At 36.2% G+C, this 23,018-nt stretch carries 25 protein-coding genes and 1 pseudogene; 11 read left to right on the forward strand and 15 right to left on the reverse strand.

Annotation, left to right across the window (positions count from 1 at the left end; translation table 11 throughout):
- The 6 genes and pseudogenes from H5087_RS13395 to H5087_RS13420 form a co-directional block, all read left to right on the forward strand.
- Positions 1–757, forward strand: a pseudogene (locus H5087_RS13395) (hypothetical protein); the annotation flags it as partial.
- On the forward strand, positions 754–1,170 hold the full coding sequence (locus tag H5087_RS13400; protein ID WP_182672339.1) for a DUF2523 family protein: 417 nt from the start codon (positions 754–756) through the stop codon (positions 1,168–1,170). The pseudogene H5087_RS13395 and the gene H5087_RS13400, both read left to right, overlap by 4 nt.
- Complete coding sequence (locus H5087_RS13405; RefSeq protein ID WP_182672340.1) at positions 1,170–2,477, forward strand: zonular occludens toxin family protein; 1,308 nt, start codon at positions 1,170–1,172, stop codon at positions 2,475–2,477. Before H5087_RS13400 ends, H5087_RS13405 begins: the two co-directional genes overlap by 1 nt.
- Before the next feature lie 388 nt (positions 2,478–2,865).
- On the forward strand, positions 2,866–3,282 hold the full coding sequence (locus tag H5087_RS13410) for a hypothetical protein (RefSeq protein ID WP_182672341.1): 417 nt from the start codon (positions 2,866–2,868) through the stop codon (positions 3,280–3,282).
- Positions 3,283–3,348: 66 nt separating this feature from the next.
- Entirely contained in the window at positions 3,349–3,627 is a 279-nt protein-coding gene (locus tag H5087_RS13415) for a hypothetical protein (RefSeq protein WP_182672342.1), read from the forward strand.
- Between the two features lie 135 nt (positions 3,628–3,762).
- The gene (locus tag H5087_RS13420) at positions 3,763–4,458 is read left to right on the forward strand and encodes a hypothetical protein (protein WP_182672343.1); all 696 of its coding nucleotides are present in this window, start codon (positions 3,763–3,765) and stop codon (positions 4,456–4,458) included.
- 193 nt (positions 4,459–4,651) lie between these two features.
- Here H5087_RS13420 and H5087_RS13425 read toward each other — a convergent pair whose 3' ends face one another.
- The 5 genes from H5087_RS13425 to H5087_RS13445 all read right to left on the reverse strand — a co-directional run bounded on the left by H5087_RS13425 (position 4,652) and on the right by H5087_RS13445 (position 10,107).
- Positions 4,652–5,380 (reverse strand): hypothetical protein, encoded by a 729-nt coding sequence (locus H5087_RS13425; RefSeq protein WP_165725543.1) that lies wholly within the window; start codon positions 5,378–5,380, stop codon positions 4,652–4,654.
- A gap of 22 nt (positions 5,381–5,402) precedes the next feature.
- Positions 5,403–6,464 carry a patatin-like phospholipase family protein gene (locus tag H5087_RS13430; protein WP_182672344.1) on the reverse strand — a complete coding sequence of 354 codons (1,062 nt, stop codon included), beginning with the start codon at positions 6,462–6,464 and terminating at the stop codon, positions 5,403–5,405.
- A gap of 137 nt (positions 6,465–6,601) precedes the next feature.
- The gene (locus tag H5087_RS13435) at positions 6,602–8,008 is read right to left on the reverse strand and encodes a sodium:alanine symporter family protein (protein WP_076924661.1); all 1,407 of its coding nucleotides are present in this window, start codon (positions 8,006–8,008) and stop codon (positions 6,602–6,604) included.
- 120 nt (positions 8,009–8,128) lie between these two features.
- Entirely contained in the window at positions 8,129–9,040 is a 912-nt protein-coding gene (gene ctlX, locus H5087_RS13440; protein WP_182672345.1) for a citrulline utilization hydrolase CtlX, read from the reverse strand.
- Positions 9,037–10,107, reverse strand: a complete 1,071-nt coding sequence (locus tag H5087_RS13445) for an ornithine cyclodeaminase (RefSeq protein WP_182672346.1) — start codon at positions 10,105–10,107, stop codon at positions 9,037–9,039. The genes ctlX and H5087_RS13445 overlap by 4 nt, the downstream gene beginning before the upstream one ends.
- A gap of 172 nt (positions 10,108–10,279) precedes the next feature.
- Here H5087_RS13445 and H5087_RS13450 point away from each other — a divergent pair, with 172 nt between their 5' ends.
- Positions 10,280–10,711 carry an Lrp/AsnC family transcriptional regulator gene (locus tag H5087_RS13450; RefSeq protein WP_149606764.1) on the forward strand — a complete coding sequence of 144 codons (432 nt, stop codon included), beginning with the start codon at positions 10,280–10,282 and terminating at the stop codon, positions 10,709–10,711.
- A gap of 93 nt (positions 10,712–10,804) precedes the next feature.
- Here H5087_RS13450 and H5087_RS13455 read toward each other — a convergent pair whose 3' ends face one another.
- The 3 genes from H5087_RS13455 to H5087_RS13465 all read right to left on the reverse strand — a co-directional run bounded on the left by H5087_RS13455 (position 10,805) and on the right by H5087_RS13465 (position 13,976).
- Entirely contained in the window at positions 10,805–11,818 is a 1,014-nt protein-coding gene (locus H5087_RS13455) for a patatin family protein (RefSeq protein ID WP_182672347.1), read from the reverse strand.
- A gap of 283 nt (positions 11,819–12,101) precedes the next feature.
- Positions 12,102–13,091: an LLM class flavin-dependent oxidoreductase gene (locus H5087_RS13460; protein WP_182672348.1), complete on the reverse strand. Its 990-nt coding sequence runs from the start codon at positions 13,089–13,091 to the stop codon at positions 12,102–12,104.
- A 141-nt stretch (positions 13,092–13,232) separates the two neighbouring features.
- Positions 13,233–13,976: a siderophore-interacting protein gene (locus tag H5087_RS13465; RefSeq protein ID WP_182672349.1), complete on the reverse strand. Its 744-nt coding sequence runs from the start codon at positions 13,974–13,976 to the stop codon at positions 13,233–13,235.
- Positions 13,977–14,270: 294 nt separating this feature from the next.
- Here H5087_RS13465 and H5087_RS13470 point away from each other — a divergent pair, with 294 nt between their 5' ends.
- From H5087_RS13470 to H5087_RS13480, 3 genes are all read left to right on the forward strand, one after another.
- Positions 14,271–14,690, forward strand: a complete 420-nt coding sequence (locus H5087_RS13470; RefSeq protein WP_182672350.1) for a MarR family winged helix-turn-helix transcriptional regulator — start codon at positions 14,271–14,273, stop codon at positions 14,688–14,690.
- An 81-nt stretch (positions 14,691–14,771) separates the two neighbouring features.
- A complete protein-coding gene (locus H5087_RS13475) occupies positions 14,772–15,185 on the forward strand; it encodes a S24 family peptidase (protein ID WP_004334808.1) in 414 nt (137 codons plus the stop codon).
- Positions 15,173–16,432: a Y-family DNA polymerase gene (locus H5087_RS13480; protein WP_182672351.1), complete on the forward strand. Its 1,260-nt coding sequence runs from the start codon at positions 15,173–15,175 to the stop codon at positions 16,430–16,432. Before H5087_RS13475 ends, H5087_RS13480 begins: the two co-directional genes overlap by 13 nt.
- A 20-nt stretch (positions 16,433–16,452) precedes the next feature.
- Here the strand turns inward: H5087_RS13480 and H5087_RS13485 are convergent, their stop codons facing one another.
- From H5087_RS13485 to H5087_RS13505, 5 genes are all read right to left on the reverse strand, one after another.
- Positions 16,453–16,914 (reverse strand): hypothetical protein, encoded by a 462-nt coding sequence (locus tag H5087_RS13485; protein WP_004334802.1) that lies wholly within the window; start codon positions 16,912–16,914, stop codon positions 16,453–16,455.
- Between the two features lie 440 nt (positions 16,915–17,354).
- A complete protein-coding gene (locus H5087_RS13490; protein WP_182672352.1) occupies positions 17,355–17,873 on the reverse strand; it encodes a DUF4240 domain-containing protein in 519 nt (172 codons plus the stop codon).
- On the reverse strand, positions 17,873–18,064 hold the full coding sequence (locus H5087_RS13495; RefSeq protein WP_004334795.1) for a YwbE family protein: 192 nt from the start codon (positions 18,062–18,064) through the stop codon (positions 17,873–17,875). The genes H5087_RS13490 and H5087_RS13495 overlap by 1 nt, the downstream gene beginning before the upstream one ends.
- Before the next feature lie 68 nt (positions 18,065–18,132).
- Positions 18,133–18,414, reverse strand: coding sequence for a hypothetical protein (locus tag H5087_RS13500; RefSeq protein WP_182672353.1), 282 nt, complete (start codon positions 18,412–18,414; stop codon positions 18,133–18,135).
- A gap of 15 nt (positions 18,415–18,429) precedes the next feature.
- A complete protein-coding gene (locus H5087_RS13505) occupies positions 18,430–18,642 on the reverse strand; it encodes a hypothetical protein (RefSeq protein ID WP_004334789.1) in 213 nt (70 codons plus the stop codon).
- A 100-nt stretch (positions 18,643–18,742) separates the two neighbouring features.
- On the opposite strand from H5087_RS13505, the gene H5087_RS13510 reads away from it, so the two are divergent.
- Positions 18,743–19,549 (forward strand): ion transporter, encoded by an 807-nt coding sequence (locus tag H5087_RS13510; protein ID WP_004334787.1) that lies wholly within the window; start codon positions 18,743–18,745, stop codon positions 19,547–19,549.
- 83 nt (positions 19,550–19,632) lie between these two features.
- Here the strand turns inward: H5087_RS13510 and H5087_RS13515 are convergent, their stop codons facing one another.
- Positions 19,633–20,763 carry a DUF748 domain-containing protein gene (locus H5087_RS13515; RefSeq protein WP_182672354.1) on the reverse strand — a complete coding sequence of 377 codons (1,131 nt, stop codon included), beginning with the start codon at positions 20,761–20,763 and terminating at the stop codon, positions 19,633–19,635.
- A 229-nt stretch (positions 20,764–20,992) separates the two neighbouring features.
- Complete coding sequence (locus H5087_RS13520; RefSeq protein ID WP_220491573.1) at positions 20,993–22,882, reverse strand: bifunctional diguanylate cyclase/phosphodiesterase; 1,890 nt, start codon at positions 22,880–22,882, stop codon at positions 20,993–20,995.
- Between the last annotated feature and the right edge of the window lie 136 nt (positions 22,883–23,018).

Here is a 23,018-nt window from a genome sequence, read left to right on the forward strand (position 1 = left end):
CCCAGATAAACCCGATTCACCTGATGACCCAAAACCAACACCTGACCCAGATGCACCTAAACCACCAGATGATGCAGATGATACTGATAAAGATAATTCTTTAGATGGCATTAACCAGATTAATGATAATTTAAAAGTCATTAACGATAATATGAATATTGGTATTGAGTCACATACAGAACGCTTAGATAGAATGGCTAAGGAAACCCAAAATTCAAATGAATTATTATCTACCATAAAATCTAATACTTTAAATACTTACAAAGGTACTAAAGAAGCAACTGATGTAATACGCGACCAAATAAAGGAAACAACAAAAGTTACTACGGCTGTCGGTACTGCTACAACGGAGATAAAAAAAGGCAATACAGAAAGCACTAAACAAACAACCCTTTTAGAAGGTATTAAAGAAAATACAAAAACAGAATCTATATCAATTACTTCTTCACGTAAGAAAGGCGGGCTTAATGATATTTTTTCTGCTGACGAACTTGCTCAAGTAACTGCTGAAATAGAAACTAAAAAAACTGAATTAACTGATTATATAGAAACAATAAAATCAGAATCTGAATCAATTTTAGATTTAGATCCGAATATCTCAGGTTCTTATACTGACCACAAAGAAATAATTAAAGGTGTTGAGGTTGATTTGGGTATTGGTAGGTTTTCTAATTTTTATCAGATGATAGCCCCAGCTATTATTTTAATAGCATCGATTTCAGCTCTTTTTATAATATTAGGCGGTAACAAGGAATGATAAAAAAAACTATATTTTTAATTTTGCTTTTTTCACCGTTTTTCTTAATGGCCACTGCAACAGCTTCCACTCTTACTGGTGCCCAAGGTGCTGCAACAACTGCGGGAAATTTCATATCTGACTTTTGGGATTTCTTTGATAATGACGTTCCTAATTTTTTTGAAAGAGCTTTATCTTATGTATTTGAGAAAATTGTTTTGTTTAAAATCACAGCACAAATTGAATCACTGAAATTAGCTTGGTCTATATCAAAAAATATTATTGAAAGTTTTCAAGTAGGTTCAAAAATCGCAAGTGCTGCAAGTGGTTTACCACAAGACGTAAAAGCCGCCTTAGTAGATTTACGTTTATTTGATGGTTTAAATATTATCGTTCAAGCATTTATAGCTCGTTATGTAATGAGGTTCTTTTAATGTCTAGTTCAATTTTTCATGGTGCCCCAGGTTCTTTTAAATCTGCTAGTGCAACTTGGTTTGAGGTTTTACCAGCTCTAAGGAAAGGCCGTTTAGTTGTTACTAATATTGAGGGTATTTTACCTTTAGATGAAATTGAAACTGAGTTACAAGAAACTTTCCCTGAGAGCGCTCAGCTTTGGCGTTTATCTTCTCAGAACGAGGAAGGCCAATCACTTTGGCGTAATTGGTATCACTGGATGCCAACAGGCGCTTTAGTTTTAATTGATGAGGTTCAAGACGTTTACCCAACTGAATCCACTTTTAAACCTGAATCTTGTAATTATAAACATGTTGATAATTACAAAGATTTGATACCCGAGCATTGGTATAAATATCATTATGAACAATTAGAAAAGTTTAAACCTGAAAATTTAACTAGTGGCGATACTGACGATTTAGGAAGGGAGTTATTCAACGAACATGGCTACATTATATACCCCAAGACACTCAAAGAGTGCTACATGCGACACAGAAAATACAACTGGGATATTATCGTCTGTACTCCCGACATTACCAGTGTTCACAAATACATTAGAAACGTCAGCCAATACGCATATTCACACAAATATTTTGATGGGCTCGCAGGAATCCCTTATTACTACAGAAGGCCGAGAATCTTCGACCACAACCCAAAGCTTGACGGAAAAACCCCGACCAAAGCAAATACAATCACTTGGAAAAAAATCCCAGTTGAAGTACACAAGTGTTACAAATCAACAGCGACCGGAGGTATTACAAAAGGACAAGGTAAGAATTTCATTTACACTCCTATTTTTGCCTTTCCGCTTCTTGCTATCATTTTGTGCATATCTTATTGGTTATGGTATTTTACCGATAGTGAAACCGTTACTAATAATGATGAAAAGCCCAATGCAGAAATTGTGGAAGGTGTTAAAAAGGGTTCTAGTGTTACTGGCCCTAATGCTTCTATTCAGATTTCTAATGTTAACCCTGATTTTGTAGAGTTACCTTATGGTGCAACTGATATTTTCGTCACTGGTATACAGATAGTAAAACGAACTGATAGAACTCATAGGGAATATGTTTTTGAATTTATTACTGAAAAGTTTGGGGTTTTTAGTATTGATTCTTACGAGCTTGCGGGTATGGGTTTTACTATTCAATATTTTAGTTCTTGTAATGTTCTTATAAAAAATAAAGAAATATCTTATAGGGCACTATGTAGCCCTAACCCTTATGAACAACCAAAATCTGAATCTAATAAAAATTCTTTAGAGGTTGATACTTTATTCACATCGTTATAATAAAAATAAGCCGCCAAGCGAAGCCTGAGCGTAGCGGCTTATTTTATTAATAACCTTATAATCTTTGTGGTTACGTAATAATTTATTGCAATTATTACGTACCACTGGATAGCTTACCTTAGGAACTTATGAAACTTGTTTCATGGAAGGCCACAAACTAATGCTATTATTCCCAAAATGCTCGCTGGCCGAATCCAAGCGAAGCGCAAACCAGCTATTTAGTCTCTCAAAACCCGCGCTTGCGCCATTGATAAACCAATACGGAATTTCGAGTAATGATAATGCCAAGAAAAACACCCCTCCCCCCATATACTAATAGGGGGGGAGCGAAAATTAACACCTATGCCGATTTTGCATTGAGATTTTTTTAAAAGGAGTAAAAATCACAATGTTTAAATCAGAATTTCATAAGCAGTTTCTTTCTTTGTTTGGCTATGATTACGCAAAAGGTGCTAAAGAACTTGGTGTTAGTGAGAGGCAAGTAAGGCGCTACATAAAAGCGGGTAAAGCAAGTTTACCTGTAGAAAAATTAACAGCTATTATTTATCGGGGTTATTTACCTGCAACAGGTGCATGGGCAGACTGTAAAATTTCCGTAGATGATCATACAATGAGTACACCTTGGGGGAAGGTTAATCCCTCTGATGTTCAGTTAGTCCAACGCTATAAATGGTCTGCTAGAAAATCAGAATCTATGTACAAAATACTTAAAGAAAATCATAAAACTCAAGATGTATACTTATCAAATTTGCAGGACCAGTTGTTAGCAATTATTGGAGAGATAGCACATAGAACAGGTAGTTAACTGTCTATTCTTCATCTTCTAATACACTGTGTTCTGTAACTTAAACTAAATTTTTAAGGAACAAAAATGAAAGAACCAATCGTAATAGGTAAGTTTTCTATATCAGATCCAAAATTTAAATTTATTTCTTCTGGTATAATTGAAGACTTTAATCAAGCTCCTCAAATCGAAGGTAAACAATTAGAATCAATCAAAGTTGTGTGTTCATCGCATACACCACCTCATTTATTTACAGCCTATTTGAATAAAAATTTAGAACCATCAGCAGGTGGCTTTTATTATATAACCTGTAATGATGAGGATTGTGGTAACGCAGAAAATTTCTCTATTAAAGATATTTGTTAATTAACAATTATTAACTTGATAGGAACATATAAAGGGGCTTTTGCCCTTTTTACACACTTATAAACTCGTAGTCTCGTTTACAAAAAAAATTACTGGCTATTGTTTTCTAACTTTCAATATAACAGGGATTTAATAATGAAATATAGTAAGCTCCCCTCTGATAATGTACCGCTCAATTTATCTTTAATTTTGTCAATATTAATTGATATAATTATTTTACTATTTTCAAAAAACATCCCTAATCTATTCATTTGGGGTGATGAATTTGAAAAATTATTATTTAATTTATCTTTAGCTGTTATTTCTAGTTATATATTTTATGTAATTGTTGTCCATAGTAAAATTAAAAAAGATTCTGAAAACATTAATATATTTCTAGCTAAATTGACGATTAACCTTCTAAATTCTTATGAGTTCTTCATTGATTCAATAAAAGACAATGCAAATATAAAGTCTAATAATATAGACATTACAGTAGATGATATGAAAAAAATTTGTTCTGCTTTAGTTCTAAAGGAGCTGACGGATATTTGCCTCGATTTAAACATATCAAGCAGAATGAATTGGCAACAATTTGTTTATTTGTTTTTATCTAAGCAACAAAAAGATGCTCATGATATATATGTTTTAATGCCTTTTTTGGATAGTGTCTATATTAAGTTATTATCTGATTTCACCACTAACGCTTTATTCGATAAACTTCAAATTTTTGAACCAAATACATCTATTATTACCAATGAAAATTTTTCTAATTTCCATACCGAATTTTATGAATTGCATAGCTCATATGTTTCATTAAAAGAATATTATAGTATTAATTTATTACCCTAGCTTTCACAACAAAGACATTATCATTTATCAAATGTAGTAACCAAACTGTCAAACGTAAGAATCTAGTTAACTTATTAAAATAAAAGGGCTTTTCGCCCTTTTCTTATTTACTACATACCGTAATTTATGGGTTGTTATATACTAGCCTTTCTCTGGCTAAAACAAATTCATTAACTTCATTATTAAAATTAGTTCATAGATAAATAGTACTGCTATCTATCTTAAAATCGACTAGTTTAAAATTTTCAGCTTTTCTAATGCAGAGGCTCTTATCTTTTAGTGAGATACTGAATACTTTGTTATCAATTACTTCGATGTACTTATACTTTTCATTTTTAGTTGAGGTACAAATACCCTTTTCAAAAACGACATACTTCCCAGATGCTCTATCATTCAATATTTCATCCGACTTTAAAGTACCTCCAAAGAAAAAAACTGTTGGTAGAAATACCGCTGTAAACAACCCTATGTGAGGTAAGGTTTTTATATTCGTCTTTCTAAGATTCAACATTACAACAATATAAACTAGACATGATATAAACGGATATATTCCTTTCAACTTTTCATAGCCGCTTGCTGTAGTACCTTGTTTAATCATGATGAATATTATTAATGATGTATTTATAATAAAAATTATAGCTACAATAGAGTTTATTACTCTTTGTATTTTATTAGGGCCTTTTTCTAATCTTGTATTTTCCGTAATTGAATTACTACCTGCCGCTGTGCCTAAAAACAAAAGAAATATAAATACTGCAGGTAGCGCTGGGTATACGGTATTTTTTGCTATTTCAGTCAGTGTTATATAGGATAAAATATTTATATCAAATTTGAGCCAAAATCCCCATTGATATGAGATTGAACAGAATATTACATAAAAATATAAAATGGCTGTGATTGTTATTTTATTTTTTTCGATCATTACAGGATAACTCTTCAATTTATTATTTCCTATTATCGCAATAGTCTATATCTAGAACATTTTCTCTTACAGTTAATTTTTTATCAAACGCCTCGGCTAACTTTTCAGTTTCACTAAGCACGGTGTTCCAATATTTAATACGCGTATCTGCATCAAGATCGGTAAAGTCGTTTCTGTCTGGGATTTTTCCGTACGGTAAGCTTGCTACAAATTCTTTTGATGGAGTAATCATTACCACGTTGTCGTAATTAAGTGGTGACACTTTACGTTTTAAATTTTTATCGAACCACCCTGCTTTTGGCTCGCTATTAAAATGCGGATATAAAATAAGTCCTGGATTATTAATTTTTAAATCAAAGTGGTAGTCAATTATTCCGCCGTCGCGATATATTCCTTGCGGCGAGCCTGCAATATTTTTTATGCCTTGCATAACAAGTGGTATTGAACCCGATGCAAGTAATGCATCTTTTAAATTATTTTGAGTAAGCGCTATGTTTTGCGTTTTAAAATTGTAGCTGTCGGTAATTGATAAGTCACTTGTTGCTGGGCCAAATATAAAACGCTCATATTGCGAGCCTAATAATTTTCGGTTAACGCGGTTTAACATATAACTTTTTGATAAACCCATTAACTGTATTAATTTATTTTCGCTGGCGATAAAGCCATTCGATTTTGCTACTATAAAGTGCGCTTTAAATGTTGGGTTATTTATAATTTCGGTTACGCCGTTATCGCCAAAAACATCTTCAAGTAATGCGCGCGCTTTTATTGTTATTTCACTAGGTGTTGGTTTATTACTTGAATACCTAGTTTGCGAATACGATTTTGCTAAGCGCTCAATCGCAGCAACAGGATCGTTTTGTGCAAAACACGCAGAGCGAAAAGCGCCAGCAGATGATCCAATTAAATTAAGTGGTTGGGTACGATTTTTAAAAAATTCACCAAAAATATACTTATCCAACCCAAATAAAGTAAACCATTTAGGGCCGCCACTTGCACCTAAAAAAGAGGTGAAAAGTTCAGGTTTAAAGCCCTGTTCGTTAATAATTTTAGCCGCTGTTTTCCCTGCGTGAATCTCGATCATCTAAAAAATTGTGCCTTTTATTTTGATTGCTTTAGTTATTTTACAACACTGAAAGTGAATACTTATGCAAAACAAAAAGCGATTTTATGTTGCCATAAAACCGCTTTTTGTAGTTAAGTGTGCTTAAAATACGTGAGTTAGTCCCAAATGCCGTCTTCGCATTTGCCCTGTACTTTTACATCTTTTACTTTAAATTCGGGCTCTAAACCTTTGTCTCTTTGTGCGTGGTAATCGCTCGTGACAGACAAAATAGTCGGCGTTAACAGTATAATAGCGATAACGTTAACCACTGTCATTAACCCTAAGGCAATATCGGCTAAATCCCAGACTTCTTTTAATGTGGCCGACGCGCCCCACAACATCATTGATAAATAAAGCAAAGTGTAAATGCCGCGCCCTACTTTGTTGTCGAGCTTAAAGAGGTGCAAGTTACTCTCTGCATAGGCGTAGTTTGCCACCACCGATGTAAAAGCAAATAAGGTTATAGCGGCTGCTACAAAGTAAACACCACCTTGTGCTAAGTGAGCAGTCATCGCGCTTTGTGTTAAACGAATGCCTTCCATTTCACCGCTTATGTCTATATCGGCTAATAAAATGATCACCGCGGTACAGCTACACAGTACGATTGTATCGAAAAATACGCCTAGCATTTGTATGTAACCTTGCGTTACAGGGTGATTAGGAATTGGGCTGGCACTTGCTGAAGCATGCGGCACACTACCTGCACCGGCCTCATTAGAATATAAACCACGTTGAATACCGTTTTTAATGGCAGCGCCCATTGCACCGGCGCCTGCTTCTTGTAAACCAAACGCTGATAAAAATATATCTTTAAGCATGGCGGGTACTTGCGTGAAATTTATAATCGTAATAATTACCGCCGCAAGTACAAACACAATGCCCATTATTGGCACAACACGCTCTGCAAATCGGGCAATTGCTTTAAAGCCACCGAGTATAATTGAGCCTGCTAATACGGTAATAACCAGGCCTGAATAAAATGTAGGAACTTCAAACGCGTAGTTAAGTGCGTCGGTAATTGTGTTAGTTTGCATTGCGCTAAACGTAAATCCGTAACCTAAAAACAAACACGCGGCAAACACAATGGCAAACGCCCGGCTACCCAAACCTTGTTGAATATAATACGCAGGGCCGCCTCTAAACTCGCCGCCACTATCACGCACTTTATATACTTGCCCAAGTACACTTTCGGCAAAGCCTGTAGCCATACCCAATATGGCTATAACCCACATCCAAAATATAGCGCCGCTGCCGCCAAGTGAAATTGCAACCGCCACACCGGCTAAATTACCGGTACCTACTCGTGCACAAAGCCCTGTACACAACGCTTGGAATGAGGAAATGTCGTCTTTTTTACATTTGCTACTGCCTTTTAAAAGGCTAAACATATGTTTAAATTTAAGTATTTGAATTGCTTTTAGTCGTACTGAAAACCATATACCTGTAAACAAGAGTATATAAATAAGTACTTGCCCTTCTCCCCATAAAAGGTTGTTTACGCTTTTGACGACGGTATCGAACATTGCTAATTCCTTCTTATATTTTTTATATTAATACCCTTTTTGGGTATAACGGCATTTGCTTGCGACATCGACTAAAAATTTAATGCAAATAAGGCAGCTAAGCTGCCTTAAAAATATACATTATTTATTTTGCAAATGAACTCCTGCAATCATGCACCTAACTGAGCCACCAGCCGACTCAATAGTTGGTATTGGTAATGGCACAAGCTTAGCCGTTTTTTGTATAACTGTTATTTGTGCCGGTGTAATTGCATTAAACGCAGTTTGCGATAACGCTAAAATACGACCATTTTTACCCTGTAGCTCAATAGCATTGCCACAAAAGTTATTAATTTGCTCAAGCGTTAAATCGATAACTTGATGATGGCTTTTCAAAAAATGTTTAGCTAACTGCGCACGTTGATTAATTGGCACCATATTTAAACTGATCATTACAAATTTTGTAGCGATACACATTAAAACATTAGTGTGATAAACCGCAGTTCCCTGTTCGTCATATGCGTTAAACACTATGGGTGATAGTTTTAATTGCTCACATATTGTATTAACCACCGACTTTGTAGTTCTTTTTGATTCTACCGCGTAAGCGAGTTTATTTTGATGATCGATAACCAGTGAACCAGTGCCTTCAAGAAATGAATTTTCTTTCGATAAAAATGAATAATCAGTCACTGAAGACACTTTATAGTGATCCGTTAAAAAATCAATAATATCTTTTCGATATTCTAACCTTCTGTTTTCTACAAACATTGGATAGATTATTAATTGGCCACTTTGATGAGTTGAAAACCAATTGTTAGGAAAAACTGAATCGGGAGTGTGTGTTTGCTCATCTTCAAAAAGGTGAACTGTTACCCCTTCATTTTTTAATATTTGTACGGCATTAGTCACTTCTTTAAATGCTTGTTCACTTTGGTTTTGTGCTAAGCATTCACTTTGAAATGCGTTATCGAGCATTGTGTGTGGGTTAGATGTAAAGTGATGCGGTCTTAGCATCACTACAGCTCTGGGGGCTTGGTTTACTTCGCTCATGCCACGTGCTCTTTTACTAATGGTTGATCACTAAGCACTGAAAATAAATTACGAGGGTCCGCTTGTTGTGTAATTAAATCAAGCAAAGCAAACTCGCCCGTTTTAATTAACTCATCGCGTATAAATACCAGTGCTGTAAAGTCTTCGCTCGCAAAGCCAACGCCGTCAAAAATGGTTAATTCATCTTGGCTAGTACGACCAAGCGACTGCTTATTAATAACTTTATGAAACTCAGTTACTGTAAAGCCTGGACTCATTTGTTGAATTTCGCCCTCTATTCGAGTTTGCGGCTCGTACTCAACAAATACATTAGCACGCTCAAGCAATCTAGCATCTAACTCTGTTTTACCTGGGCAATCACCACCTATGGCATTAATGTGCACACCTTGTGGGATCATGTCGTTTGTTAAAATAGTGGCGTTAGTTTTATCAGCAGTACAGGTAGTGATAATATCAGCCCCTTTTACTGCCTCTTGTACACTATTACAAATAGCCACGTTTAATCCGCATGCACTTAAATTAGCAAATGCTTTTTTAGAGGCGCTTTTATCTATATCGTATAAACGAATATGCGTAATACCTAGTACCGCTTTAAAAGCGAGTGCCTGAAACTCTGATTGAGCGCCATTGCCTATTAAAGTAAGGGTTGTTGAGTTTTTAGGTGCTAAATATTTAGCTACCATTGCAGAAGTTGCGGCTGTACGTAGTGCTGTTAGTAAACACATTTCGCTTATCATAACCGGATAGCCACTATCTACATCGGCTAAAATACCAAATGCAGCGACTGTTTGAAGTTCTCTAAAGGTGTTTTTTGGGTGACCATTTACATATTTACAGCTGAACATTTGGCCATCACTCACTGGCATTAGCTCTATTACACCCTCTGGTGAGTGTGCTGCATAGCGAGGTGACTTATCAAACTCCGTCCAACGGGCAAAGTCGGTTTCTAATTTATGTGTTAGATCTAGCAAAACGTTTTCGACCCCTAAGCTATTTATATGCTTAGCCATTGCCTGAACGCTAATAAATGGAACGCCTTGTTTTGGCTGTGCTATAAAATGACTCATGTTAAAACCTCTTGAATAAATGTATTAGTTAATTTAAAACAAGTTTAGCGAGGCTTCGTGCTATTTAATACGGTAATTAATTACACAAATAGTACTAATTTTTATCATTTTGCTATGCAGTTATGTGCAATTTATGTATTTTGGTCAGTAACTTCTTTTAAAGGTTTGATTTATGACTCCCTATATTTATGACTCTCTTGATAATGCTTTAATAGCAGAATTACGAAAAGACGGCCGCGCTTCTATTTCAGCTTTAGCCGGATCTTTAAATGTATCACGCGGGACAGTGCAAAATAGATTAGATAGATTAGTTAACTCAGGCGCTATATTAGGGTTTACTGTACGCGTTCACGAACACATAGAAACAGAAGCCGTGCGCGCAATTATGATGATAGAAGTCGTTGGTAAATCTACCTCACAAGTAATTAAAACAATGCGCGGAATACCCGAGCTTATAAAATTACATACCACTAATGGTGCATGGGATTTAGTTGCAGAACTACAAGCTGCAAATTTAAGTGAGTTTGATGGAGTGCTAAGGCAAGTACGTGAAATTGACGGTATTTTAAATAGTGAAACAAGCATATTACTTTCATCAACTTAAGTTATTTTTAATATTTCAATTTAAAAATTTTGGAATGAATAATACTGCAACTTCAAGTTCCAGTATTATTCATGATTTGGGTATCCGATTGGCTTAATTGTAACGATACTCGCTTTGTGAGTAGTTATGCGTATTGCTGATCTCAAATTGGCTTTGCTTCGCTAAATAAGACCGACCTGCAGCCAAGCCTAATTTATGATCAAAACGTAAATCGTTATTTGAACTACCTAATAATTTGCTATGCAGTTTTTCGTCTGCAAAAATTTGTATTATTTCCACATCACTTGGTGGATTTGCAATAAACTCAAGCTCATCTAAATACGCTTTTTCGTGCTGTATTAAGTAGTCCAATGTTTTTGGACAATAGCCTGATGCTATAGCAAATGCTCTTAGCTTTTGTACCCATGCAGATTGCGCTTGAAAATTAGCGTCAACCGTTCTTATTACAACAATTTTACGAGCGCCTCGGTTGTAAGCTTCACGCACTGGTAATGGAGCGGCTAAACCACCGTCTAGATAAAAATCGTTCTGTGCTTGTTCTTCAACAAGATGTGTTTCATTCGCTGCTTTTGCGTTTAACCAAGGTGTTAACTTTACACCTTGTTTGTATAAAAACGGGAGTGCGCTAGAAGCCTTTAACAAATCACGCCATTGACCGCTATCACCTGTAGGCGATAAGTAATAAGCTTTTCTGTCTCGTGCATTTGTGGCTGTTATAAGTAGTTCACGCTCACCTAAACTAGTTTTCGCTGTTTTGAAATCTATAGCTCTGTTTACTTCAGTGGTTTTGTCAAAGTACCAATCTAGATCAACTATATGCTTACCCACTAATCCGCGACCAAGCTGAAAAAAACGCTTATTACGCGAAAGTCCTCTAATCAGGCGTTTAGCGTAGCCTTTTTGACGCGCTAAGTAGCTAGTTAAGTTTTGTGAACCCGCTGAAGTACCAATGAATAAATCAAAAGGGTCATAGCTTTGCTCTAACCACGCATCAAGTACGCCAGCTGTGAATATCCCTCGCTGCCCGCCACCTTCAGCAATCAGAGCAACTTTTGGCTGCGCTGTTTTGTTAACTGAATTAGCTGTTGCGGTGTTTAGAGAGTTCACGGTGTACCTGCCTTTAATTTTATGATGTCTGGTTTAATAGCTACATTATAAAAAACAAAAGTGATATCTTAAAATTGATTGTTTAAATCAGTTCAATTGAAAAAACAGAACGGTATATAAAGCAAAATATGTACTAAAAATAGCAATCAAATTTACTTCGAATATTTAAATAACAAATACAGACATCACTTAAAGTTAATAAAATGAGTTAAAAAAATTTAACTTTTGATGATGTCTGTATATTAACAAGCCCAGAGTGTACGCTTGCTTAACTAACTATATTTTAGTGTTTTATTTCCATTAAAATTTCGAGTGCACGGTGGCGTTTTTCACTATCAAACACATCATTCGTAAATATAAACTCATCAACTTCTAGCTGTTTAGCTATCATCTCTAACTTGTGTTTAATACTTACATGTCCGCCTACTACGCTTAGACTTAAAAAGTTCTCTACATGAGCGCGCTCTTGTTCGCTCCATAACCCGTCCATGCTTTCAACAGGTGGTTTTAGCCACAGCTCATTACCGCGTATAAGTTCGAGTACACGTTGCTTAGAAGTAGTCGACAAGTATTGCGCTTCATCGTCGGTGTCTGCTGCCACTAAAGGCAGTGCAAGCATTACGTATGGCTTATCAAGTACGCTTGATGCTTTAAATTCGCGCTTATACAACGCTATTGCATCGTGTACAAAGCGCGGTGCAAAATGCCCTGCAAATACGTACGGTAACCCTTTTTGCGCCGCTAGTTGCGCGCTAAATAAACTCGAGCCTAATAACCAAATCGGAACGTTTGTGTCCTCCCCCGGTATAGCACGTATAGGATGCGTACCATTGTAAGGACCTAACAATGTTTGCAGCTCAGTTACTTCACCTGGGAAGTTTTCTGCACGGCTCATATCGTTATTTAGTGCAAGACTCGTTACAGGGTCGCTACCTGGGGCACGCCCGAGTCCTAAATCTATTCGCCCTGGATATAAGCTCTCTAATGTACCAAATTGTTCAGCAACAACTAATGGGGAGTGGTTAGGCAGCATAATACCGCCCGACCCAACGCGTATCTTTTTGGTATTACCTGCAATGTGACCAACCAAAATTGAAGTGGCCGCACAAATTATACCTGGCATATTATGATGCTCAGCAAGCCAAAAACGGTTAAAGCCAAGCTCATCTGCACGTTGAGCGTATTTAGTACTTTTATGAAGAGTGTTAGTTACGCTGTCCCCTTTGATCATGGGGGCAAGTTCTAATAACGAAAAAGGAATGGAATTTAACAAAATAGCAGCTCCTAAAAATGCATGCTAACAATGTATTACATCATTAGCATAAAACACTTAAATGGGTCTGCTATTAGATCAATTCAAGTTACGCAGTGGTATTAGAGCAAAATAGGTATATGTTATTTTGCTCTAAGGTATTCAAGCAAGCTGTGCATCACGTTGGCGCAGCTTTTTATAGCCTTCTGAATCCACGCCTTTTTTCCAATACCCTGAGGAAACAATATTACCGCGTGGTATATTAAATTGCTCTGTTAGCAGTGCTTTTGCTTTACGAACAAGCCCAGCTTCCAATGCCATAAATACAATGGGAGGCTCTGCTGTAATGTGCAAATTTTGAAGCGCGCTAAGTAGCGCTTCGTCAGCATTGTCGGTAACAAGCCAATTAACATCGCGGCTTGTTTCTAAATCAATAATGTCTTTTTCGGTGGGTACATGTACAAAGGCATCAATTTTTGAAAATAAAGGTAATTGCTGTATATACCCCTTTATTGCATTTACCGAAGTTAAATCCCCTAGCAACACATAATGCGAATGCCCATAATTATCTAGCTTTTTAGGGCCTGGGCCTGCAATACCTACCTCATCACCTACTTTTGCAATTTTAGCCCAGTCAGTTGCCGGACCTTGGTGCATATTTATAACAAAATCAAGTGTTAACGCGCCTGTTTGTGCATCTACATGCCTTATTGTGTAAGATCGCATACACGCTGTTTTTAAGTTAAAATCTACTTCACCATTTTTTGGGATCAGTACTTTTACATAGTTACCAATGTGCTGTGAGGTTAAGTCGTTAAAATCATCAGAGCCTACAACAATGCGTTGTAGATGTGGTGTGATTTGCTGCGTACTTAATATGTTAGCTTTGCGAATTTGTTTACCCATGCATTACCTCGTTTTACAAAACTTGGACTTTAATACCAACTTGCATAAATCTTTGATCAATTTAATTAATTAAATTTCACTATAACGTTGTTAAAATTTTTTATTTAGAACAACTAGATACAAAAATTTTAGCCTAGTTCTAGCGTAATTTTCTTAACCTTAAATAGACCCCATATATAAGCAGATTGGTATAATAATTGTCTGCTATAAAAGCAGACATTGCACAACGCCCCATTGGTTGATAAAATCAACTATAACAAATTGATTGACTTTGTCAACTACATTGAGAGTTTTATGAATACACTTTTATCAAATACGCTGTTTGAATTGATGCAAAATTACCGCGTCACAATTCGTGAAGCAATTAACGCAGGCGAACTTGGTATTAATGCTATGCACGTACGCTGCATACATATTATTGCGAACGTAAATAACTGTACGGCTAACGATATTGTTACTAAAACGCAGCGCGACAAAGCGCAAATAGCACGTTTAATTAAAGATCTTATTGGCTTAAATTTAATAAATAAACAGGCAAGTGAGCACGATAAGCGCTGCTTTATTTTGTCGCTCACAGAGCAAGGTAAAGTTCTTTTTGATAAGTTATTAGCCTCAGAGCAGAAAATAAATAATCAAATGTGTAAAAACTTAAACCCTCAGCAAATCAAAGACTTTTTAGATATCGCACAGCAAATGATCAAAAATATGGATTGATCGGTTATACATTTCTTGGCATAACTTACACAAAACGAATATACTGTACACTTATACAGTATATGCGTTTTAGGTTGTGTTATGTTTGTCATTCCCATTTATATAGAAGCAGGCGTGTGTGGTTTTGAATCACCCGCAGCGCAGTACACCGAGCTAGGTGTAACCCTTGACGAGCTTTTAATAAAGCACCCAAATGCTACCTTTATTGGCCTAGCATCGGGTAACTCTATGCAAGAAGTCGGAATTTTTGAAGGGGACTTATTAGTTATCGACCGTGCAGAGCCTGCAGAAAATGGTGACGTTATTGTTGCTAACTTAAATGGTCTTTTTGTATGCAAGCTGCTTGATAAAACCAATGCGCGGCTGCTTTCAGCGTCTTCTTTACATAAGCCTGTACAACTCACCTCTGCAGACGAATTTCAGCTCGAAGGCGTAGTAACGCTATCAATAAGAATGCACAGGCAAAGCCCAGAGTTACTAAAATGTATGCCTTAGTTGATGCTGTGTCGTTTTATGCCAGTGCCGAAAAAGTATTCGACCCTGCTATTCGATCCAAACCCGTGGTTGTACTTACCAATAACGATGGCTGTGTATGCGCTATTTGCCCTATTGCTCGGCGCTTAAATATTCCTAAATTTGGCCCGTACTTTAAAGTTAAGCATTTACTTGAGCAAAACAACGTTGTTATTCGCTCTAGCAATTACGAGCTTTATGCTGATTTAAGCGACAAAATGATGAATATCATCGCTCGCTTTTGCGATACACAGCACATATACAGTATTGATGAATCGTTTTTGCACTTTAATGGCTACACATCATTAATTAAAGACTGGCATGAATACGGTCATACAATAAGGCGCACAGTATGGCGCGAAACAAAGCTTCCTGTAGGTGTTGGTTTTGGCCCGACCCCTACTTTAGCAAAAGCCGCTAACCATGCCGCTAAAAAGCTCAGTGGTTTTAATGGTGTTGCAGTAATAAATAGCGAACAAACTCGCCAAGCTATTTTACAAAGAATGAGCTGCGAAGATGTGTGGGGAATAGGCCGGCGGCTAGCTAAAAAACTTAAAATAATGAATATACACACCGCCTGGGATCTTGCTCAGCAAAACCCTAGAGCAATGCGCCGTGCATTTAGTGTGGTTGTTGAACGCACAGTAAGCGAGCTTAACGGAATAACATGTTTAAACTGGGATGATGTAAGACAAGATAAGCGGGAGATTTATTCGACCCGTAGTTTTGGAGAGCGCATATGTGAGCCAACAGCACTTAAAACAGCGCTAATTAACCATGTAACCACAGTGGCTAATAAATTAAGAGCGCAACGTTCGCTCACTCACCAGCTTTATATTTTTGCAGCCAGTGGCGCGCACGAAAATAAATATTATAAAAAATCGTTTGTGTATAAGTTCCCCTCACCCACTAACGACACCTGCGTGATGGCTAATGCTGTATCTGAGGTATTTAATAAGATTTACCAACCCGATATACGGTTTTATAAATGTGGTGTGGGCGCGGTAGAGCTAATATCAGAACAGTTTCAGCAAAATGACTTATTTAATAAAAGCCCTGATAATCCTAAACTTATGCAATGCTTAGACACAATTAACAATCGATACGGAAAAGGAATGCTAAGCCTTGCAAGTAGTAAATTAAATGACCGGTGGCACATGAACCGTGATTTTTTGTCGCCGCAGTACACTACGCGTTGGCGCGATATCCCTAAAATATACTGCGAATAATTTGCTACTTACTAGATGCTTTATTTGCTCTCATCTGCTTTTTTAAATGTGCACTCTACATTGGGTTCGCTCAATGTGTATTTGAGTGTGTTATCAGCTAAAAATTTGATACTTTGACTGATTGTTTTTTCGTTTGCTGGGCTTTCACAACGGCTCATTCTTAAGCCGTTTTCAAGACCATCACTTTTATATTTAAGCGTGCTGGTTATAAAGCAAAAGTTTGGTTTTTTAATGGTTCGGGTACCATTGTGGAGCGATCCAAATACAATTTGCTCACCAAGTTTAAAACCCGCACTTAAATCACTTTCATCTGTCAAACTCAAATTGCTGTTAACGCATAACCCTGAGTTGCTCGACACAACTTCGTAGGCACCTAATTTTGACTTTAAAAGCGGTATAAATCGTGTTTTATTACTCGGCTCAGAAAAAGCATTTGCACTTGTAAAAGCGACAGTTAATAAAGCGAGTGTTAAATATTTCATTTCGTGGGTGTATCCTCGTGAGTCAGCGTGTTAGATAATAGCAAAATGCCTAATCACTTAGCTTTTATAACTTTTAACAACTATAACAGAGATTTACTATAAAAGGAGAGAAGTCGTATTCAGGAACCAAGACACGAGCAGCTAAGGGAGCTTTGCTCGACTATTACTGATTTTTACATGTGGTGTAAGCCAGTAAGATAACGCAAGAGCAATTACCGAGCCCATTAGGTCACAAACCTCGTGCCACAAATAAACCCCTTAGATTGAACACATTTAAATCCACAAAGATTCCTCCTAGATACCACATTACAAACCATTTTGCTGTTAAGTACTTTAGTTAATACGTACTTAAACAACAAAACGATTTATATCAATGCGCTTACTTGTAGGGAAATTGAACTCATTAAATTGTTTAAATAGCACACAAATTACTATTTATTTTATTGCCAGTACTTTGCAAATAATAAAGGGTAGCTTTGCTTTAAAAACTTAGGTTTGTCTTTAAAACGTTTACCTTTGGGTTCATCACTGCCTGATGGAATAAACGGTAATTCATCTTCGCTGCGTTCTTCAAATAGTAAACCGGCTATTAAATCATACTCATCAATATACGGGTAAGGCTGCTCATTTAAGTAATAAACAGGTGTACACTGCGCTAACGAATCAGCATTTTCTAAAGCGTTTTCAAATACTGCTTTACCACGCGAAATTAACCAACATCTAAACTCGCTAAAACCGTAATCGTCGTTACATCCAGCCATCACAAAAGCGGCACCAAACAAATCCCAGGTAAAACATTTACGCATATGTATGCCAAAGTGTTTATCAAAATCAATAAGGTGCTGATCGCTTAAATCATTCAGTTTGTTTTTTAGGTTATCGCTCACACTTTGTGGATCGAGCCCTAAATCCGGCGTTGTTACCAAATCCCAAAAAGCCTGCTCTGTTAACGTTGCCATTATAAAATCTCTTTTACTCGGCCAACTTGACCATCTTCTAAACGTACTTTAATACCGTGTGGGTGATTTGGGGATTTTGTTAAAAGGCGCTCAACCACACCTTCTGTTAATGTGCCGCTGCGTTGATCTTCTTTTAATACAATATTTACTGTGGTACCTGGTGAAATTTGCGAACGCGAAGGAACAGCCATAATTTAAACCCTAAAAATAATTTATCTAATTATAACGTCCATGTGATGTCATACCAACTAAACCGCTGTTAATTGGCTAAAAATGAGATGTGTGCTGGTTTTACGTTCAACTTAATAGTTGCTAGCTGGCTAAGTATAATCTGCGTTAACTCATCAAGTTGCGGTTTTGCATCTTCACGGGCTATCTCATCAATAAAGTAACATTGTACTTTTAACGTGTTTACTTCATTATTTAAATCAACTGTATGCGTTAGATAATCAAAACCAATTACCATTTCTTTTATTGCTTCGCATGCATTAGTAAGCGCTAAGCGAATTTGCTTATCGCGCTGTTTTTGAGTTTTAGTCATAAATATAAAGGTTACTTATTTAGTCTGGGCTTGTTGCTGTTTTTTAAACTCTTCGTAGTTAGAGTCTTGTTTATCTAGGCATTCGTAATATTCTTTGTCAGCTTTATAGTTACACTCATCAAGGCGCGCCGATTGCAATTCATGAAAACGTGCATCAGAGCTGCAGCCAGCCAAAACACATGATCCAATAATAAGTAATGCGCTGCTTTTTAGTTTATTGATAAACATTAAATTTCCTTACACTTTCTATATCGAAAAAGCGTTAAATTATTACGATACTATTGTATATTAGCGCCATAAAATCTTAATATCCAAAGGATCTATTACTATGATGTCGCAGTTACAAAAGTTGTTTCAGCGTATAGACAAAAGCAAGATATTTCAATCATTTGTTATAGCTGTAATTATTGTTTCTGCCCTTACAGTAGGTGCACACACTTACTCACTACATCCTACCGTAGAGCTTGCTCTAAATTGGATGGACGTTGGCATTACTGCATTCTTTTTAATTGAACTAATAATCCGCTTTGTTGCAAGCAAAGGCATTAAAGACTTCTTTTCTAAGGGATGGAATATATTTGACACTATCATAGTATTGGGCAGTTTATACCCTGCTGCTGGCTCTACAATGTTAATTGCTAGGCTGTTGCGCATATTTAGAGTGTTACGATTGGTTTCGATGATCCCAGAGCTGCGCTTATTGGTTAACTCATTGCTTAAAGCAATTCCGCAAATGGGTTATATAGCCCTGTTAATGTTTGTTATTTTTTATATATACGCTGCAATGGGTAGCATGATGTTTGCTGAAATCAACCCTGTACTTTGGCAAGACGTCTCAATATCAATGCTTACCTTGTTTAGAATAGCAACGTTTGAAGATTGGACCGACATAATGTACGAAACAATGGCGGTGTACGAATTAAGCTGGATTTATTACCTTACGTTTATATTCTTAACTGCATTTGTATTTTTAAACATGATGGTAGGTGCAATACTTGAGGTAATGAGTGAGGAACACCGAAATGCCCGAGAAGAGCTTGCGGATAACGATTCTCTACCTGCAACACAAGGTCAGGTAAATGAGCTACAAGTTCAAATTGCAGAGCTTAAAGCGCTATTAAGTAAAGACAAATAGAAATATCTGAACTAAGTAACACCAACATCAATGATGTTGGTGTTACTTTGAGTTAAACGTTTAATTTGGGATATATAAATACATTAATTACTTTTATTACTTAAAGATTCATCACTCTTTGGATCTTCAAAAGAAATAACATTATCCACTTTCATTTTAAACGCATCAAAAAAAGCATTTTTTAAAACCGAAATAACGGCTTGGAAAGTCGAAACATCCGTATTATCTAATTGCCCCTCTATAGGAATGCGTGCAGCAACAAGTTTAGACTCATCGTTTTCAAGTATAGAGCCCAGTAAATCTACACTGCCTTCAAATATAGCAGTAAAGATACCGTCATCATCTTTTTCTATATCTTCTCGCCAAGAAAATACACTCAGGTTTTGAACACCCGCTTTTACATAACCATTTAAGTTATTATCTTTAGCCACAAGTTCCATTGCGCCATCAATACCCCCCGCTTCAATATCAAACGGTGTATACACTTTAAATACAGTGTCGAGATTTTTAACTGAGAAGCGCTGTACCTCTGCGTTAAAATCAAAATTAGCGTGTTTGCTAAAAGGGTCTAGTTTGCCATCAAGTTTTAATACGGCCTCCCCCATTAATGCCCCCTCTACGTTTAGAGTAGTCACAAGTGTTTTTGATAGGTTTTGCGCATTCGTTATATTTTCAATTTTGGCATTAATATTTGATATAAAAGTGGGTTTTTCACCGCTATTGGTAGAGTTAACTAAGGTTAACTTGCCTTGCTCAATTATTAAGGTATCAATAGAAAACAGTACTAAGTCATTCGCCAGTCCCACCCAAGTGGTTTCATCTTTTACTTGTTTATTTTGCTCAGAAGCATTGGGGTCTTTATCGTAAATAACTATCTGAGGACGCGTAAAAGCCATATTTGTGACTAAATTCCCTTTTAAAAGGGCTGACCACGCAAGTGAAAAATCGAGAGTTTGAATACTCAGTAAAGGCTTAGGAGCTGAAGTTGCATCAACAGCGTAAATTTCAACGTCGTCAATCGCGTAGGCACCGCGATATAAAAACAAATCTACATCACCAACATGCCCCGTAACACCTTGCGTATGTTTTAGCTGATAATTTACGTACTGCTGAAGCGCATAAGGTGCGGCTATTCTGGCAATAATAAGGACTAATAAAATAACCGCAAATGAGTTAAACCATTTGCTATGAAATACATTAGAAACCGAGCTCATTGTAATTTCCTTTACCTAATACTTTCAAATGAGCATTTTAAACATGTAAGAATTACGCAAAATTGTAACAACACTACGTAAATCGTATTTAAAATACATCGCTAATAGCCTAAGTGAAGTTAAAGTGGCTAATTTAAGTATTAATAGCAAAGGTTATACCAATTTAAAATTGCTACAAAAAATTGGGTTTATGCAGCAATGCTTAACTAAATAAAAACAGCGAGTACCTTTAATATATCAAGGATAGTGCTTGATCAAATCTAACTGGTTTACTGAATATAAAACCTTGGTATTTATCAATTTCTAAGCTTTGTAATAACGTTAACTGAGCGGAGTTTTCTACGCCCTCTGCTATTACTTGGCAACCAATCATATGCGACATGTTAGTTACCGCAGAAACAATACTTTTGTCTTTTGAGCACTCACAAATATTATCAATATAAGATTTGTCTATTTTAATGTAATCAACTGATAGCTCTTTTAAAACCGATATAGAAGAAAACCCAGTACCAAAGTCATCAATAGAAATACGCACACCGGTATTTTTTATGGCCGTAATCACTTTTGACAAATACGGTAAATTTTTAATCATGACTGTTTCTGTTATTTCTAAATGCACATTGTATGGTTTAACTGCGTATCTATTTAAAAGCGCAACTAAAAAATCTAAAAAGTTATGATTTTCTAGTTGCAGCACCGACACATTAATCGACAATCCAATATTACTATTTACGGCATTGAGCTTACTTAAGCTCGCAATGGCTTGCTCTAGTACAAATTCGCCGAGTATACTAATTTTTCCATATCGCTCTGCAATATCTATAAATTCTGAAGGGGGAATAAATTCATCATTAAACTGCCAACGAAGTAGTACTTCAAACGTAGTTATTTCATTTGTGCTTATATCAACAATAGGTTGATAGCACAGATGAAAGTCACCTTTTTCTACGCACTCTTTAATTGAGCTGCGAAGTACTTCTTCTCTTTTAAGCGATTCATGCATTCGCTCGTCAAATACCGATATTTCATTACGGCTTTTCTTACCTTCATACATAGCTACATCAGCGTATTTAATCGCCTCTGCAAGATTAAAATTTTCGCGCGTAAAATACAGCCCAACCTTAAAAGAGGGATTTACTTGGTAGCTGTCCATGCTTACTGTTTTCGTTAAGGTTTTAACTAATCTAAAAACACAGTCAAAAAGTTCGTCTTCGGTGTTAGTGCGAGAATAAAAAATAAACTCATCACCTCCCCATCGACAAGCAATAAAGTCGCCTTGGGTTTGTGTTTCAACTAATCGTTTACCTGTTTGAGCCAGCACAAAATCACCAAAATCGTGACCGTATTTATCGTTGATGATTTTAAAGTCATCCATATCTAAAAATAAAACAGCTTTAATATCATCATTTTGATTGGCTAAATCAAGTTCAACATTAGAAACAAAGCTCCCCCTGTTAAACAATTTAGTTAGGTTGTCTTTTTGCTCTAAAGAAATTATTTGTTCGGTACGAAGTTGCACTTCGTTTTCTAAGTTTTCAATAAATTGATCTAACTTAAGTTCGTTATTAATTGATGATTTTACATCTTTTGCACTACGTGAAGCCGTTATAAAACACAAAATAAACCATAAAACGAGCCCTAAAACACCTAGTACATTCTCATCTTCAATAGGCTGTAAAAGTAATAAAATACTAAAAGGAACCAATAAGCAGGTTATATACGACAAGGAGGAACGAATATCAGAAGCTAAAACGTTTACACCGCCACCAGCAAGGGAGCTAAAAACAACCAGTGATACAAATTTTTCCTGCATTTGCATGTTTTCATAAAACAAAATAGGAAAAGCAGCCCATGTTAAAGCCGTTAATAATAAACCTATAAAATACAGATGATATTTAAAAGCATGGGTGTTGTTAACAAATACATGGCTTGCTATTCGAAGTAATGAAATAAATGATAACGTAAAAAGCCAGTAAAGTTTTTCTTGTGAGGCGCTGTGGTTAATACTGCTAAAAATAAGAAAACAAGAAACAACCGTGTTTATAGCAATTGCAGAACTAAAATAGGAGCTAACAAATGCTAATCGCTTATTGGCAAAGTTATTTGTGTGAGAGGTCATTAATGTTACTTGAATAGGCTGTTGCACAATGTAAACAGTTTACTTAAGTTCAATAATAAACAAAAGTGAACATTCATAAAAAAGTATTATTTTAGCCTCTTAAGCAGTTTTATAAGCCATTGAACTAAAAAGGGCT

This window comes from Pseudoalteromonas sp. SR43-7, assembly GCF_014163785.1.
Taxonomy (GTDB): Bacteria; Pseudomonadota; Gammaproteobacteria; order Enterobacterales; family Alteromonadaceae; genus Pseudoalteromonas; species Pseudoalteromonas distincta.

Excerpts from the sequence above, each read along its gene's own strand:
- H5087_RS13400 (WP_182672339.1), top strand. The coding sequence starts at position 754 with ATGATAAAAAAAACTATATTTTTAATTTTGCTTTTTTCACCGTTTTTC.
- H5087_RS13405 (WP_182672340.1), top strand. The coding sequence starts at position 1,170 with ATGTCTAGTTCAATTTTTCATGGTGCCCCAGGTTCTTTTAAATCTGCT.
- H5087_RS13410 (WP_182672341.1), top strand. The coding sequence starts at position 2,866 with ATGTTTAAATCAGAATTTCATAAGCAGTTTCTTTCTTTGTTTGGCTAT.
- H5087_RS13415 (WP_182672342.1), top strand. The coding sequence starts at position 3,349 with ATGAAAGAACCAATCGTAATAGGTAAGTTTTCTATATCAGATCCAAAA.
- H5087_RS13420 (WP_182672343.1), top strand. The coding sequence starts at position 3,763 with ATGAAATATAGTAAGCTCCCCTCTGATAATGTACCGCTCAATTTATCT.
- H5087_RS13425 (WP_165725543.1), bottom strand. The coding sequence starts at position 5,380 with ATGATCGAAAAAAATAAAATAACAATCACAGCCATTTTATATTTTTAT.
- H5087_RS13430 (WP_182672344.1), bottom strand. The coding sequence starts at position 6,464 with ATGATCGAGATTCACGCAGGGAAAACAGCGGCTAAAATTATTAACGAA.
- H5087_RS13435 (WP_076924661.1), bottom strand. The coding sequence starts at position 8,008 with ATGTTCGATACCGTCGTCAAAAGCGTAAACAACCTTTTATGGGGAGAA.
- ctlX (WP_182672345.1), bottom strand. The coding sequence starts at position 9,040 with ATGAGCGAAGTAAACCAAGCCCCCAGAGCTGTAGTGATGCTAAGACCG.
- H5087_RS13445 (WP_182672346.1), bottom strand. The coding sequence starts at position 10,107 with ATGAGTCATTTTATAGCACAGCCAAAACAAGGCGTTCCATTTATTAGC.
- H5087_RS13450 (WP_149606764.1), top strand. The coding sequence starts at position 10,280 with ATGACTCCCTATATTTATGACTCTCTTGATAATGCTTTAATAGCAGAA.
- H5087_RS13465 (WP_182672349.1), bottom strand. The coding sequence starts at position 13,976 with ATGGGTAAACAAATTCGCAAAGCTAACATATTAAGTACGCAGCAAATC.
- H5087_RS13470 (WP_182672350.1), top strand. The coding sequence starts at position 14,271 with ATGAATACACTTTTATCAAATACGCTGTTTGAATTGATGCAAAATTAC.
- H5087_RS13475 (WP_004334808.1), top strand. The coding sequence starts at position 14,772 with ATGTTTGTCATTCCCATTTATATAGAAGCAGGCGTGTGTGGTTTTGAA.
- H5087_RS13480 (WP_182672351.1), top strand. The coding sequence starts at position 15,173 with ATGTATGCCTTAGTTGATGCTGTGTCGTTTTATGCCAGTGCCGAAAAA.
- H5087_RS13485 (WP_004334802.1), bottom strand. The coding sequence starts at position 16,914 with ATGAAATATTTAACACTCGCTTTATTAACTGTCGCTTTTACAAGTGCA.
- H5087_RS13490 (WP_182672352.1), bottom strand. The coding sequence starts at position 17,873 with ATGGCAACGTTAACAGAGCAGGCTTTTTGGGATTTGGTAACAACGCCG.
- H5087_RS13495 (WP_004334795.1), bottom strand. The coding sequence starts at position 18,064 with ATGGCTGTTCCTTCGCGTTCGCAAATTTCACCAGGTACCACAGTAAAT.
- H5087_RS13500 (WP_182672353.1), bottom strand. The coding sequence starts at position 18,414 with ATGACTAAAACTCAAAAACAGCGCGATAAGCAAATTCGCTTAGCGCTT.
- H5087_RS13505 (WP_004334789.1), bottom strand. The coding sequence starts at position 18,642 with ATGTTTATCAATAAACTAAAAAGCAGCGCATTACTTATTATTGGATCA.
- H5087_RS13510 (WP_004334787.1), top strand. The coding sequence starts at position 18,743 with ATGATGTCGCAGTTACAAAAGTTGTTTCAGCGTATAGACAAAAGCAAG.
- H5087_RS13515 (WP_182672354.1), bottom strand. The coding sequence starts at position 20,763 with ATGAGCTCGGTTTCTAATGTATTTCATAGCAAATGGTTTAACTCATTT.
- H5087_RS13520 (WP_220491573.1), bottom strand. The coding sequence starts at position 22,882 with ATGACCTCTCACACAAATAACTTTGCCAATAAGCGATTAGCATTTGTT.